14 protein-coding genes and 1 tRNA gene are annotated in these 12,722 nt (G+C 55.5%); 8 read left to right on the top strand and 7 right to left on the bottom strand.

The annotated features are described in order from the left end of the window. Window positions 1-149: 149 nt before the first annotated feature. Both fabD and fabG read left to right on the top strand, forming a co-directional pair. Window positions 150-1,088, top strand: coding sequence for an ACP S-malonyltransferase (fabD, locus tag C0U40_RS05930; RefSeq protein ID WP_101654862.1), 939 nt, complete (start codon window positions 150-152; stop codon window positions 1,086-1,088). Window positions 1,089-1,092: 4 nt separating this feature from the next. Next, window positions 1,093-1,830 carry a 3-oxoacyl-[acyl-carrier-protein] reductase gene (gene fabG / locus C0U40_RS05925; RefSeq protein WP_101654861.1) on the top strand — a complete coding sequence of 246 codons (738 nt, stop codon included), beginning with the start codon at window positions 1,093-1,095 and terminating at the stop codon, window positions 1,828-1,830. 39 nt (window positions 1,831-1,869) lie between these two features. Here the strand turns inward: fabG and C0U40_RS05920 are convergent, their stop codons facing one another. Together C0U40_RS05920 and C0U40_RS05915 are read right to left on the bottom strand one after the other, a co-directional pair. Next, complete coding sequence (locus C0U40_RS05920) at window positions 1,870-2,874, bottom strand: hypothetical protein (protein WP_101654860.1); 1,005 nt, start codon at window positions 2,872-2,874, stop codon at window positions 1,870-1,872. A gap of 119 nt (window positions 2,875-2,993) precedes the next feature. Further along, window positions 2,994-3,875 (bottom strand): lytic transglycosylase domain-containing protein, encoded by an 882-nt coding sequence (locus C0U40_RS05915; RefSeq protein ID WP_101654859.1) that lies wholly within the window; start codon window positions 3,873-3,875, stop codon window positions 2,994-2,996. Window positions 3,876-4,002: 127 nt separating this feature from the next. Between C0U40_RS05915 and ftsY the strand changes: the two genes are divergently transcribed. Next, window positions 4,003-5,454, top strand: coding sequence for a signal recognition particle-docking protein FtsY (ftsY, locus tag C0U40_RS05910; protein WP_101654858.1), 1,452 nt, complete (start codon window positions 4,003-4,005; stop codon window positions 5,452-5,454). A 22-nt stretch (window positions 5,455-5,476) separates the two neighbouring features. Here the strand turns inward: ftsY and C0U40_RS05905 are convergent, their stop codons facing one another. Further along, window positions 5,477-6,004: an MgtC/SapB family protein gene (locus C0U40_RS05905; RefSeq protein WP_101654857.1), complete on the bottom strand. Its 528-nt coding sequence runs from the start codon at window positions 6,002-6,004 to the stop codon at window positions 5,477-5,479. Window positions 6,005-6,031: 27 nt separating this feature from the next. On the opposite strand from C0U40_RS05905, the gene C0U40_RS05900 reads away from it, so the two are divergent. The 3 genes from C0U40_RS05900 to C0U40_RS05890 all read left to right on the top strand — a co-directional run bounded on the left by C0U40_RS05900 (window position 6,032) and on the right by C0U40_RS05890 (window position 8,315). Beyond that, entirely contained in the window at window positions 6,032-6,946 is a 915-nt protein-coding gene (locus C0U40_RS05900; RefSeq protein ID WP_101654856.1) for an EamA family transporter, read from the top strand. 34 nt (window positions 6,947-6,980) lie between these two features. After that, entirely contained in the window at window positions 6,981-7,589 is a 609-nt protein-coding gene (gene ispZ, locus C0U40_RS05895) for a septation protein IspZ (RefSeq protein ID WP_101654855.1), read from the top strand. Window positions 7,590-7,730: 141 nt separating this feature from the next. Further along, the gene (locus C0U40_RS05890) at window positions 7,731-8,315 is read left to right on the top strand and encodes an HNH endonuclease (protein WP_101654854.1); all 585 of its coding nucleotides are present in this window, start codon (window positions 7,731-7,733) and stop codon (window positions 8,313-8,315) included. 21 nt (window positions 8,316-8,336) lie between these two features. Here the strand turns inward: C0U40_RS05890 and C0U40_RS05885 are convergent, their stop codons facing one another. Both C0U40_RS05885 and C0U40_RS05880 read right to left on the bottom strand, forming a co-directional pair. Next, window positions 8,337-8,801: a disulfide bond formation protein B gene (locus tag C0U40_RS05885; protein WP_101654853.1), complete on the bottom strand. Its 465-nt coding sequence runs from the start codon at window positions 8,799-8,801 to the stop codon at window positions 8,337-8,339. After that, a complete protein-coding gene (locus tag C0U40_RS05880) occupies window positions 8,801-9,379 on the bottom strand; it encodes a YqaA family protein (protein ID WP_101655402.1) in 579 nt (192 codons plus the stop codon). Before C0U40_RS05880 ends, C0U40_RS05885 begins: the two co-directional genes overlap by 1 nt. A 116-nt stretch (window positions 9,380-9,495) precedes the next feature. Here C0U40_RS05880 and ypfJ point away from each other — a divergent pair, with 116 nt between their 5' ends. After that, entirely contained in the window at window positions 9,496-10,347 is an 852-nt protein-coding gene (gene ypfJ, locus C0U40_RS05875) for a KPN_02809 family neutral zinc metallopeptidase (protein WP_101654852.1), read from the top strand. A 65-nt stretch (window positions 10,348-10,412) separates the two neighbouring features. Further along, window positions 10,413-10,497, top strand: a tRNA-Leu gene (locus tag C0U40_RS05870). 227 nt (window positions 10,498-10,724) lie between these two features. Here C0U40_RS05870 and C0U40_RS05865 read toward each other — a convergent pair. Together C0U40_RS05865 and C0U40_RS05860 are read right to left on the bottom strand one after the other, a co-directional pair. Continuing rightward, window positions 10,725-11,363: a hypothetical protein gene (locus tag C0U40_RS05865; protein WP_145991892.1), complete on the bottom strand. Its 639-nt coding sequence runs from the start codon at window positions 11,361-11,363 to the stop codon at window positions 10,725-10,727. Continuing rightward, on the bottom strand, window positions 11,360-12,070 hold the full coding sequence (locus C0U40_RS05860) for a hypothetical protein (RefSeq protein WP_101654850.1): 711 nt from the start codon (window positions 12,068-12,070) through the stop codon (window positions 11,360-11,362). Before C0U40_RS05860 ends, C0U40_RS05865 begins: the two co-directional genes overlap by 4 nt. Between the last annotated feature and the right edge of the window lie 652 nt (window positions 12,071-12,722).

The following is a 12,722-nucleotide window of genomic DNA, read 5'->3' as shown; positions in this document are numbered from 1 at the left end:
GATGGGGCGGGTATAGCGAAGCCTGAGGTGAATGCAAGCTGTAAGCGTCCGACAGGGGGATTTGCCGGTTAATCGGGCCTGTGTGTTGAAGTTTCTTGTCCCCAACCTTAACAGGCACTAAAAATACGTGAAGCAAAAAAGAGGCACCAATGACAAGAGCATTTGTATTTCCGGGCCAGGGCGCCCAGACCATCGGTATGGGTAAGGCGTTTGCGGACACTTATCCGGCGGCGAAAGCTGTATTTGATGAAGTGGACGAAGCCCTGGGCGAGAGCCTGTCCGGTCTGATCTGGGAAGGTGACATTGAAACCCTGACCCTGACGCAAAATGCACAACCCGCGTTGATGGCCACATCTCTGGCGGCGATGGCGGCTCTGGAAGCCGAAGGCGTTTCGGTCACGGCGGCGTCTTATGTTGCGGGGCACAGTCTCGGGGAATATTCAGCACTTTGTGCTGCAGGCTCGATTTCGTTGGCTGATACTGCTCGCCTGCTGCGCATCCGTGGCGAGGCGATGCAAAAGGCGGTTCCCGTGGGCGTTGGCGCCATGGCGGCGCTGCTGGGACTGGATTTCGCCACTGCCACCGAAGTTGCTGAAGAAGCCGCACAAGGCGAGGTCTGTCAGGCGGCCAATGACAATGATCCCTCTCAAGTGGTTGTGTCCGGCCATAAAGCTGCAGTCGAGCGGGCATTGGTGATTGCCAAGGAAAAAGGCGCAAAACGGGCGATGCTGCTGCCGGTTTCTGCACCGTTTCACTGCGCATTGATGCAACCCGCCGCAGACCGGATGGCCGAAGCGCTGGCCGAAGTGACCATTAACGCCCCCGCTGTGCCCCTGATTGCAAATGTACGGGCCGAAGCTGTCTCCGATGCCGCCACGATCCGCGATCTGCTGGTAGAGCAGGTGACAGGCTCCGTGCGCTGGCGTGAAAGCATGGGTTATGCTGCGGCGCAGGGTGTGAGCGAAATCTATGAAATCGGTGCCGGTAAGGCGCTGTCGGGTATGATCCGCCGGATTGCCCGCGAAATTGAATGTGTGGCCGTGAACGACCCTGACGGGGCCAAAGCCGCAGCAGAAAAGATTGGATAATCGAATGTTTGATTTGACAGGAAAATGCGCACTGGTCACAGGCGCATCGGGCGGTATTGGCGGAGCGATTGCAACCGCATTGCACGGACAGGGCGCGACTGTGGCCCTTTCCGGAACCCGCGTTGGTCCGCTGGAAGAACTGGCTGCAAAACTGGGTGATCGTGCTTTTGTCACCCCGTGTAATCTGGGTGACGCAGAGGCCGTGACCGCGCTGGCGGGGCAGGCGTCCGAGGCTATGGGCGGTTTGCATATCCTTGTGAACAACGCTGGCATCACACGGGACAACCTGTTCATGCGGATGAAGGACGAGGACTGGCAGGACGTGATCGACGTGAACCTCACCTCTACCATGCGTCTGATGAAATCGGTCATGCGTCCGATGATGAAACAGAAATGGGGCCGAGTGATCAACATCACTTCGATTGTGGGTGTGACGGGCAACGCGGGGCAGGTGAACTATGCGGCCAGTAAGGCGGGCATGATCGGCATGACCAAATCCTATGCACAGGAAATCGCATCCCGCGGGATTACCGCCAACTGCGTGGCTCCGGGCTTTATTGAAACCGCGATGACAGCCGAACTGGGTGATTCAGTGAAAGAGGGAATGCTGTCTTCGATCCCGATGGGGCGTATGGGTGATGCGGGGGAGATCGCTTCGGCGGTCGCTTATCTGGCATCCGAGGAGGCCAGCTATGTCACCGGCCAGACCCTGCATGTCAACGGCGGCATGGCGATGATCTAAACCGGATAAGGCGCCCTGATCACTTAGGGCGCCCTATCTTTAAGGCTTCGCGCGTTTTGCCAGCAGGCTCTTATGCATCTTGCTGGCATCGCGTCCCTTTTGGACCTGTGCCATCATCTTCTTTTCCAACTGACGCAAACTGGTCTTGATCTTTATTGCCTCACCCTCGGTTTTCCGCAGGGTTTTGCTCATATAATTTACAGACTTTTGCGCGTTATCAATTTTGGCCTTCAGCACTTCGACTTTAGAGCGCACTTCGGCCACTTCCTTTGCGTCTCCGTGGATTACCACAGCCTTCAAAGCCAATGACGCCGCGCCAAAACCAGTTGCGGCACGTTCCATCTTTTTGGCTACTGATGCGATCTTCATGCCGTCCAGTGCAGTGGTGGTTCCATCTTCGGCAATATCGCTTTTGGACCCGAAAATCGCGTCGGAAGACAACACAATCAGTCCTGTCGCCGCCAGTTTATGCACCATGCTCATGGCCCGAAGCGGTGGAATAACCATGGTCGCAACAGACCAGCAAATCGAAATGCCGTTCTTGACATAAGTGTGCCACTCCTCTTTTTCAGCCTTTTTCAAATCTTTCTTGAGGGCTTCAATTTCCGTCAACAGTTCGCTGGCACGTAGTTTCATCATCTCGCGCATTTTTAACAATTGCTGCAAGCCGCTTGAAACCTTCAGAATGAAATCCGCCCCGAGCACCGCGGTCCAGCGATCATTCTCGGCTTCTAATTCGGCAATTGTCTGGCAGTAATTGTCATATAGCGTGTCGAGCTTCTTGCCGCTTTTGGCCTTTTTACTCCAAACCGCGTTCATTTCTTGCATGAAAGCTTTGTAAGCTTTCTCGCAACTGGCTTTGTTCTTTGCGTACTCCGACACTCCTTTCGTGGAAATCGGAATCGCGATGCTTTTAATTTTCGACAGGTTTTGCGACAAAATACCTATCGCGGTATCTTTGTCTTTATTTATTATTCTCAAAGCTTTGTTAAAGTTGTCGGACGCATAACTTTCGATGATTGCGCTGTCTTTGCTGGCAGCCATTGGGTCCACCTTTCCGTGCGAGGGAAATAAATAGCTTAATGAAAAAACAAGGAATTGCGTTGATCCTATGCCTTGCGTCTGGTTTGCACAATTTATTTCTAGGCTAATGGGGAAAGGTGTCAGTTCTTATAGACCGCGCAGGCGCAATTGAATTTGCGCAGGCGGTTGCACAATTGCTGGGCCGCCCCGCGCGAGGGGGCGCCAAGGCGTGCCACGAAATAGGGTTTTCGGCCGCGCACCTGTGGTTTTTTGCGTATGTAGTCCGGCTTTTGGCTGCCGATTTCCGCGTCACAGGCGTGGGAGTTACGTTCAAAGCTGCTCGCGGCTTTGGCCTGTGTGGAACCGGCGGCAAGCTGGACGCCCCAGGGCGGCAGGCTTGGGACAGGGCGCAGGGATTTCAGCTTGCTGACGCGGCTTGTTCGGGTCAGAGCAAGACAGGCGGGCAGGAAAGGCTGGTCCTTCACCAGCGCCATATCGAGCTCCTTCGGCGGTGTGTCGCGCCAGTCCTGCGCGCTTTGGCCGGTGATGATGCGCACATAGTCTTCGGTTTCTTGGGCCAGCCCGCCGCTTCCTGCGATAAATTCCGCTGCCCGTCTCTCGCCTCCGTTATAGGCGACTGCGGCCAGCCCTGCGTTGCCAAATCGGGCGATCAGCTCTGCAAGGTAATGGGCCGAATGATCCAGCGCCTCTGCGGGATTGTAGCTGGCGCCAAGACCGCGCAGTTTGGCTGTGGCGGGCATGAACTGGGCCACGCCTTCCGCCCCCGCAGGGGACAGGGCGTAAGGATCAAACCGGCTCTCCTGCCAGATCAGTCGGGCGAAAAAGCCTGTGTCCAGCTTGTGAAGACCTGCAGCATCGCGGATCGCCTGACAGGTGTCATAGGCAATGAAGTCGTTCCGGATACACCAGATTTCACCCCAGCGGCCTCTATTACATTGCCGGTCTGGTGGTTCGGCAAATGCCGGAGAAGCCAGCAGGAAAAGAATGAAAATCAGGCGCATAATGGGAAATATATCGCTATGGGCGGGCAGGGCACGTTAAAATCGGGCTTTAAAAATCCTCTGTCGGGCGTTAGGTGCAATAAAGCATCCTGCATGTGAAATCACTTCTATCAAGAGCAACCGTCATATGTCCTTTTTCAAGAAACTCAAAGACCGCATGTTCAAATCTTCTTCCAAGATTGAAGAGGGGCTTGACGCGATCGTAGAGGATGGCGGGACCACCGATACAGAGACCGGAGAGGCAGAACTGGCCCGTCAGGCCGAAGCCGAAGCCGCTGCGGCACGGGAAGCGCAAGAGGCGCAGGCGGCTGCTGCGCGGGAACTGGCTGAACAGGAAGAAGCAGCGCGTGAAGCAGAGGCAGCTGCAGCAGCGGCGCGAGCCGAGCGGGAAGAAGCTGCACGGCGTCATGCGGAACAGCTGGAAGCAGAAGCTCGGGAAAATGCACGACTTGATGCCGAGAGCCGCGTCAAGGCAGAGCAGGAGGCAGAAGACACCGCCCGCAAGGCTGCCGAAGCAACCGAGGCTGCGCGACTGGCGCGGATTGAGGCCGAAGAACAGGCCCGCCTTGAGAGGGAAGCAGAGGCCGAAGAGCGCCGCCGCGCAGAGCAGGCCGCAGCCGAAGCCGAAACAGCCCGTCAGGCAGCTGCACAGGCAGAGGCAGCCAAAGCGGCGCAAGAGGCTGATGCCGCAAAGCCAGGCCTTCTGGGGCGTTTGTTCGGCGGACGGACCGCGGAAAAGACAGTCGTGCGCCGTGCGCTTGACGATGCCATGCTGGAAAGCATCGAGGATTTGTTGATTACAGCCGATATGGGCGTTGAAACCGCTATGCGGGTCTCCGCCAATCTGGCCGAAGGGCGCATGGGCAAGAAGCTGTCCACCGCAGAGCTGAAAGCGCTGCTGGCCAGCGAAGTGGCGCGGATCATGGAACCTGTGGCCCGCCCGATGCCCCTTTACACCAAACGCCCGCAGGTGGTTCTGGTGGTCGGGGTCAACGGCTCTGGCAAGACGACGACAATCGGCAAACTGGCCAGCCAGTTCAAAGCGGCTGGCAAGACGGTGGTGATTGCCGCTGGTGACACATTCCGCGCTGCCGCCGTGGAACAGTTACAGGTCTGGGGAGAACGGGCCGGCGTTCCGGTTCTGACTGCGCCCGAAGGGTCCGATCCGGCGTCGCTGGCGTTTGACGCCATGACCAAGGCGGAACAGGACGGGGCAGACCTGTTGATGATCGACACGGCGGGGCGGTTGCAGAACCGTCAGGATCTGATGGAAGAACTGGCCAAAATCGTTCGGGTGATCCGCAAGAAAGACCCAGAGGCGCCCCACAACACGTTATTGGTGCTGGATGCGACCACAGGGCAGAACGCGCTGTCACAGGTGGAAATTTTCCAGAAGATCGCAGATGTTTCGGGGCTGGTCATGACCAAGCTGGACGGCACCGCCAAGGGCGGCGTACTGGTGGCGCTGGCGGACCGGTTCGGGCTGCCGATCCATGCAATTGGGCTGGGGGAGCAGATCGACGATCTGGCGCCCTTTGACCCCGAGGAATTTGCCCGCGCGCTAACAGGTCTGGAGTAGGGCGCCTGCCGCTTGGCGGGCGCTAGGCCGGTTCCGCTTCGTCCTCATCATCGTCCCTTGCGTCTTCGATTTTCTTCTTGGGTCGCTCTGCCACGCGGTTCACAATCCACAGGATGATCAGGGCGATCACCGTCGCTACAAGGGCAAGCGGGATACGTCCGGTGCCACAGCTTAGCCCGACTGCCCCTACAAGCCACATGCTGGCCCCTGTGGTTAGACCGTGAACTTTACCTCCTGAAATGATGATCGAACCGGCAGCGAGAAAGGCTACACCGGATGTAATCGCGCTGATCAGTTTGATCGGGTCCGCCTTGATCCGTTCCTGATCCTCTGTATCCAGCGCAATCAGGTCGAGCGCGACGATTGCAAACAGGCAGGACGCAACGGAAATCATCATATGGGTGCGTAAACCGGCGGCGCGGGCGTTGTGTTCCCGTTCCCAACCGATAATACCACCCATAAGAGTAGCTGCGAACATACGGAATATGACGATACCCAGTGGCACAACCGATCCGTTGATCTGGAACTCGTCGACGAGGGCTGAATACATGTTAGATCCTGAAATTGCAGGCCGGATATGACCGAGTGGTTACTAGAAGTAGACGGAACCCAGTTCGGGCGCAATCTTGCGCTGGCACTGGCGGTACTGGCTGCAGTTCTTCATGCTGTGTTTGGTGCACTGCAAAAAGGCAAACTTGATCCCTGGCTGGCGCGGGGCGCGATTGATGTAAGTTACAGTGTAATGGCATTGCCGGTTATCCTGTTTCTGGTGCCTTGGCCCGAACCACATGTGTGGCCCTTGCTGTTCGGGGCGATGGGTATCCATCTAGTGTATAAATTCTTTCAGGCCATGGCTTACGCGCGCGGCAGCTACACTGTGGTCTATCCGGTCGTGCGGGGCATGGGGCCACTGGTGACGATGTTGTTTGTGGGCGTTCTGTTTCAGGACCGCTTTCACGAAAGCTATAATCTGGTGCAATGGTCCGGGGTGATCCTGCTGTCCTCTGCCATCTTTCTGCTGGCGGGGATCAACCTGATGCAGGGCGGTATTGACCGGCGCACGATGGGGATGGGGCTGTTTTATGCGGTGCTGACAGGCTTTGGCGTGGCGGCCTATACCACTTGGGATGCTTACGGGGTGCGTGCCACGCTCAATCCGTTTACCTTTATCTTCTGGCTGTTCTTTCTGGACGGTTTGGTGTTCCCTTGGATCGCAGTCTACCGATACCGGAAAATGGCTGTACAACCCTCGGTGCGGTCAATGGCGGTGCGGGGTGTCATCGGTGGATTAGTGGCCTTCGCAAGCTTTGGCTCTATCATGTTTGCAACGCGGCTGGATAAAGTGGGCGAGGTCGCTGTGCTGCGGGAAACCTCTGTGGTGTTCGCTGCTTTGATCGGCTGGCTGTTCCTGCACGAGAAAGTCGGTCTTTTGCGCGCAACCCTGATGGTAGCCATTGCAGCCGGTGCAGTTTTGGTAGAGTTTAGCGGCTAAACCACAAGAAACGACAGTTTAGAGGCAAATTTTCATGAGCGAGAAATCAGTCAACCCGATGGTGAAACTCGGGCTGGAGCTTGGACCGGTTGTCCTGTTCTTTGTGGCCTATACACGGATCAAGGACCGCGAGTTTGAAATCTTCGGTCAAAGCTATGAGGGCTTTATCATCGCAACGGCGGCCTTTATTCCCGTTCTTCTGGTATCGACCGGATTGTTGTGGTGGCTGACGGGCAAACTGTCGCGGATGCAGTTGATGACGGCGGTTCTGGTGGTTGTTTTTGGCGGCATGTCGATCTGGTTCAATGACGACCGCTTCTTCAAGATGAAACCGACGATTATCTACCTGCTGTTTGGTGGCCTGCTCGGGATCGGCCTGTTGCAGGGCAAATCCTATCTGCGCACTGTGATGGATGAAATGGTGCCCATGACACACGAGGGCTGGATGATCCTGACCAAACGGGTCTGCGCGTTTTTTCTGTCCCTTGCGCTGGCGAACGAACTGGTCTGGCGGTTCATGTCTACCGACGCATGGGTGAATTTCAAAACCTTCGGGCTGACCGCGCTTGTGTTCGTTTTCTTTATCGTTCAGGGGCCTCTGTTCGCCCGTTACAGCACCGAAGAAGATAAATCCGGAACTTAGTGATCGGTCATAAGCCTGTTACCTGCTGAATATAGAGGGTTGTTCTAGGAAAGCATCTATATATAGTTTTCCTTACGGTGACGGGCGGGATGCCCCGCTCTGATGCCAATCAACGCAACAGAGCAGGGATGCGTGACGCTAATGACTTCCGAGTTTACACAAGAGTTCATACGAAATCCGGCTGGCCTGCGGGAGAACCCCGCGCTTGTCCTGAATGCGGATTTCAGACCACTAAGCTATTTTCCCCTTTCCGTCTGGCGCTGGCAGGAGGCTGTGAAAGCGGCCTACCTTGACCGTGTTACAATCGTTGCCGAGTACGAGCGCACGGTGCATTCGCCCTCGGTCGAGATCCGGATTCCTTCGGTGATTGTCCTGAAGGATTATGTCAAACCGGCCCAGACCACCGCTTTTACCCGCTTTAACCTGTTCTTGCGGGATGAATTTACCTGCCAGTACTGTGGTTCGCGCGGGGATATGACCTTTGATCACGTCGTGCCCCGATCCCGTGGCGGCAAGACGACATGGCAGAATGTGGTGGCATCCTGCGGGCCGTGCAACCTGCGCAAGGGCGCGCGGTCCTTGCGGCAGGCAAACATGAAACTGCGCCGCACCCCGATGCAGCCTTCGGCCAACCAGCTTTTGAACGCTGGGCGCAAGTTTCCTCCGAACCACCTGCACGAAAGCTGGATGGATTTTCTCTACTGGGATGCCGAACTGGAAGCCTGAGCCGCAGGGTTCCTTGGAGTGTTAACGGGTTTTGGGCTGAAATGCCGCCGCCAGCCAGATCAGCGTCAGGCCAAGTGAGATAACACCGTTCCAGCCTGCCATGGACAGGCCGAACAACTCCCACGGGATTTCGTCACAGCGTACCATCGGTGCTTCGAGAATCTGGTTCAGCAGATCCTTCACCGCCAGATCGCCGACCGGACCGGATGTGCAGGTCGTCGGGCCTTCCCACCATTTCCACTCCACTCCGGCGTGATAAAATCCGATGGCAGATGTGGTGAAGGCCGCAGCCGCGCCGAACAGGGCCAGTATCCGGTGCGGGAACAGGGCCGCCACCAGACCGATCAGAACCGCCACCGCATGGGGCCAGCGCTGGTTGATACAAAGTTTGCACGGCGCAAGATCACCGATGTGCTGAAATCCGAAAGCCGCTGCCAGCATCAGTGCGGAGCCAAGGGCTGCCAGTAATATAAGTCTCTGTTGCATCAGAAGTATTTCACCGCCCAGAATCCGAGAACCAGAAGTATCAGAAACACAGTGAACACCAAGGCAAGGCGGCGTTCAATGAAATCACGGATGGGTGCGCCGAAGTGCCACAAAAGAGTCGCCACGATGAAGAATCGTATACCGCGCGCGATCAGGGACCAGAACAGGAAGGACCAAAAGGGCAGGTCTGTTGCGCCCGACGTGATCGTTATGACCTTGTAGGGGAACGGCGTGATGCCCGCGAACAGAACCGCCCAGTGGCCCTGTTCGTTAAAGCGCGTTTTGAACGTCTCGAAAGCTTCGGCCTTGTGGTAGAAATCAAGAATCGGGCGGCCGATGGCGTCAAACAACTCTGCCCCGATGTAATAGCCAAAGGCGCCCCCCAGAACGGATGACACTGTACAGACCGCCGCAATCATGAAGGCGCGGGTCGGGGCTGCAAGGATCAGCGGGATCAGCAGTACATCGGGCGGGATCGGAAAAACCGAGCTTTCCACAAAGGCGATAATTGCCAGCGCCGCCAGCGCCCAGCGGGATTGGGCCAGAGACAGAATCCACTCGTAAAATCTGCGTAACACTGCAAGCGCCTCTCGTTTTTTGTTTCTCATGCCCCGTAGTCCGGTACGGGTCAAGCCTTGCGCCCCGACGCGGCTGCGCTAGTTTCAATAAAAATCACGTTTTCGGGAGTGCTGAGATGAAATGGAGAGGCCGGCAGGGAAGCCGTAACATAGAGGACCGCCGTCGCTCCGGCGGGGTTCGGGCTGCGGGCGGCATCGGGGGCTTCGGTCTGCTTGCTGTGCTGGCCATCGGATACTTTCTCGGGGTGGATGTGACGCCATTCCTCAATCCCGGCGGCAGTCAGATCACCAACGGTCGTAGCGTGGAACTGACACCGCAAGACGAACAGGCGGCAGAATTTGTCTCGGTGACGCTGGCGGATACGGAAACCGTATGGGCCGAAATTTTCGAACAGCAGCTGAATGCTACTTATCGCCCGGCCACGATGGTTCTATTCAAAGGCGCGACCCAATCCCCCTGTGGCGGTGCAAATGGTGCTTCGGGTCCGTTTTACTGCCCCACAGACCGGAAAGCCTATCTCGACACGGATTTCTTCACCACATTGTCCCGCAGGCTAGGCGCGTCGGGGGATTTTGCCGCTGCCTATGTTGTCGCCCATGAAATCGCCCATCACGTGCAAAACGAGCTGGGCATTCTGGCCGAAGCGAACAAGGCACGCTCGCGGATGGGGCAGGCGGAGAGCAACCGCGTGTCCGTGATGATCGAACTGCAAGCGGACTGTTTTTCCGGCATATGGGCGCGCTATGCACAGGACCGGCTTGGCACGCTGGAACGGGGCGATCTGGGAGAGGCGCTGAATGCGGCCCGCCAGATCGGAGACGACACACTGCAACGCAACGCCGGCCAGCGCCCGAACCCCCACAGTTTTACGCACGGCACATCCGCACAGCGCCAGAACTGGTTCCAACGCGGTTTTGAAACCGCCGACATCCGGCAATGCGACACCTTCGGCGCCTCTGCGCTATAAGAGCCGGAAAAACCCGATTTTTCCGTTGACGCGGATAATCGGGAAGGCTAAATCAGCCAAGCGTTGCCCGAGTGGCGGAATTGGTAGACGCAGGGGATTCAAAATCCCCCGCCGCAAGGTTTGCCGGTTCGAGTCCGGCCTCGGGTACCACTTGAAATCATTGAGAAATTCCCCTTACGGGGCGCTCTTCAGATTTCTCACCAAAAAAAGTTTCCCACTTTCAGTGTTCCTGCTTTTGATCGTTAGTGTGTGTTCAAAGCTCATTTAATCCCACGGGTAGTTTGAAGGCATTTTCAGGGGGCTCCACAAGGGGCAGATGTTCAGACAAAGTGACCTATCGTGCGACTCGGCTAGTGTTTGCATTCGAACAATTTCTGTCATCCTGATGAGGGCAAAAGCACAGGAACCTCGCGAAGGGCTTCTTTGACGACTGCCTCGAGATCGTCAGCTTGAAAGAGTGTCTTGAGTGGGGTCACTATAAACCGTTTTAGATCGTTCTCGGTCCTGAGCGAAAAGAGCGGAAGAGCAAAAAAATGGCCATAGTCCTGCCTGTCTTTTTCATCCCGATAAGCCCAGAGTCCATGTCCGCGATGGTGAAGATTGTCAGCTTCTGACGGCTCGAAATCCTCCGGCCCCCAATAATCATTTAACTTATGCCAGCCGACGAAAAGACTGGCTTGTTCGAGCCATGGCCAATTTGGAAGTGGGGGTAGTAGCGACCCTTTCCCACACAAACGAACAACATAGGTTATTGTTCCAAGCCGAGGTGACCCTTTTCCTTTGCCCCGGACTTCACCGTTAGCTGAATAGATAGGTGTAATCCAATCATTGCCTGAATTATCGTCTGCATGACTAGAATCTTTCATCTCACCGCCCAAGAATGTTTCTTCAGCGAGGAGATCCCAGATGCTTTCCATAAGGGCGTCGAGATCAAGAGCTGCTTGCATCAAATTTTCAGCCGATTGGAAAAGAATCTTACCATTCTCAACTGCCTTGTCCGTATCCATATCCTTCATACCCCTCGCTTAAATGTGTATTGAACTGTTTCGACTTTGTTCGGCCATGGCTCTAGCCATGGCCGATGGCCTGGCTTTCTGAAGCTATACGAAACCTTTTTTGCTTTTCTGGGTATCGGCAAGCCATTGAAAATGCGTCCCATATCCGTCTCTTGAAGAAAGGCCTGCATTGTTTTGCCCCAAAGGCTTAGAGCACTGCTTTTTTGGTCCTGCCAATTCTGAAGATCACCAGATACGTCTCGCCAAGTGCGTCGAAAGCAGGGCGTGCCACTAATATTCTCTCCTACTCCCGCTTCACCCAGCAAGACAACAGCACTGACATTTTCAGCGCCTACTGCTTCAACCTGCTGCTCGAGTTGTCTTTTTGAAAGAGGGGCGTGCCATTTGACCTCGACGATTGTCGTCTTATCCGCTGACCTCAGCAAAACGTCGGGCTCAACGTGACGCCGTCCTTCTAGACTGGTAAGTCGCGGCCAGAGCTCTGTCCCTATGTCGCAATTTTTCGAGAGGCCAGTAGTATTAAAGGCATCGCGTCCCAAGAGTATTTCGATGGCCTTGCACCGATCTTTTGGGGACAACAGTCCGATCGAACCGAACACGGCAGATGTCACCATATCTTCTTGTGGTCTTCGCTTGCCGATAAAGTTCTTCTCGCTCCCAGAGCCGAAAAGCCAATGTGCTTTTCGTCGTGCAACTGCTTCCATCATCGCTCTGTATCTCCGGACCTTTTCCCGAGATAGTGCCCGAAAGCCAAAGAGGACTCCATCGTTATTCTTTGCATGCTTGTTGCCAAAAATGTGAAATTTCGGAAATCTTTTAGAAGGTTCGTTTGTGGCGCCAATTTAAGACCGGACATTCGAGGCGATTGCTGCAGCGGGAAAATTCTGCCTCGAAGCAAGTGTCTGCTGCGCAATGCATAGAATTCAGTTGGACGGTTCGCGAAACTTTGGAAAGGCGGTTTATTGCGCAAAGCTGCCTAATGAAAGAAGAGCAACTCTCTTTTGGTTGGAACGATTTTGACCTTCATCGAGACGCGTCAATAGTCGGGCATAAGCGCCTCAGGATTATTTTCCCACTTTCACATTACGTTCACCATAAGTCAGTGGGAATCTTTCCATTTAAGTTACTGAAATAAAATTAGTTATACTGGTTTCAAAATCCCCCGCCGCAAGGTTTGCCGGTTCGAGTCCGGCCTCGGGTACCAGCTATTGCCGCTGATGTAGTTACTTTTTGCCGTTAACGTGGCCCTGACGGAAGTATAAAGCGCAGTGGGTAGCTAATCTGCGGCGCTCATTCTACTGAGCTACCCCCCGAAATTCGGACAGTGACGCAAGCTACGATTTGCAGTCTGCTGATCTT

The sequence above is a fragment of the Neptunicoccus cionae genome (assembly GCF_002860325.1).
Lineage (GTDB): Bacteria > Pseudomonadota > Alphaproteobacteria > Rhodobacterales > Rhodobacteraceae > Amylibacter > Amylibacter lutimaris.
This window is presented reverse-complemented; position numbering and strand designations above follow the sequence as displayed.

Coding starts and splice junctions, on each gene's coding strand:
- fabD (WP_101654862.1), top strand. CDS start 150: ATGACAAGAGCATTTGTATTTCCGGGCCAGGGCGCCCAGACCATCGGT.
- fabG (WP_101654861.1), top strand. CDS start 1,093: ATGTTTGATTTGACAGGAAAATGCGCACTGGTCACAGGCGCATCGGGC.
- C0U40_RS05920 (WP_101654860.1), bottom strand. CDS start 2,874: ATGGCTGCCAGCAAAGACAGCGCAATCATCGAAAGTTATGCGTCCGAC.
- C0U40_RS05915 (WP_101654859.1), bottom strand. CDS start 3,875: ATGCGCCTGATTTTCATTCTTTTCCTGCTGGCTTCTCCGGCATTTGCC.
- ftsY (WP_101654858.1), top strand. CDS start 4,003: ATGTCCTTTTTCAAGAAACTCAAAGACCGCATGTTCAAATCTTCTTCC.
- C0U40_RS05905 (WP_101654857.1), bottom strand. CDS start 6,004: ATGTATTCAGCCCTCGTCGACGAGTTCCAGATCAACGGATCGGTTGTG.
- C0U40_RS05900 (WP_101654856.1), top strand. CDS start 6,032: ATGACCGAGTGGTTACTAGAAGTAGACGGAACCCAGTTCGGGCGCAAT.
- ispZ (WP_101654855.1), top strand. CDS start 6,981: ATGAGCGAGAAATCAGTCAACCCGATGGTGAAACTCGGGCTGGAGCTT.
- C0U40_RS05890 (WP_101654854.1), top strand. CDS start 7,731: ATGACTTCCGAGTTTACACAAGAGTTCATACGAAATCCGGCTGGCCTG.
- C0U40_RS05885 (WP_101654853.1), bottom strand. CDS start 8,801: ATGCAACAGAGACTTATATTACTGGCAGCCCTTGGCTCCGCACTGATG.
- ypfJ (WP_101654852.1), top strand. CDS start 9,496: ATGAAATGGAGAGGCCGGCAGGGAAGCCGTAACATAGAGGACCGCCGT.
- C0U40_RS05865 (WP_145991892.1), bottom strand. CDS start 11,363: ATGAAGGATATGGATACGGACAAGGCAGTTGAGAATGGTAAGATTCTT.
- C0U40_RS05860 (WP_101654850.1), bottom strand. CDS start 12,070: ATGATGGAAGCAGTTGCACGACGAAAAGCACATTGGCTTTTCGGCTCT.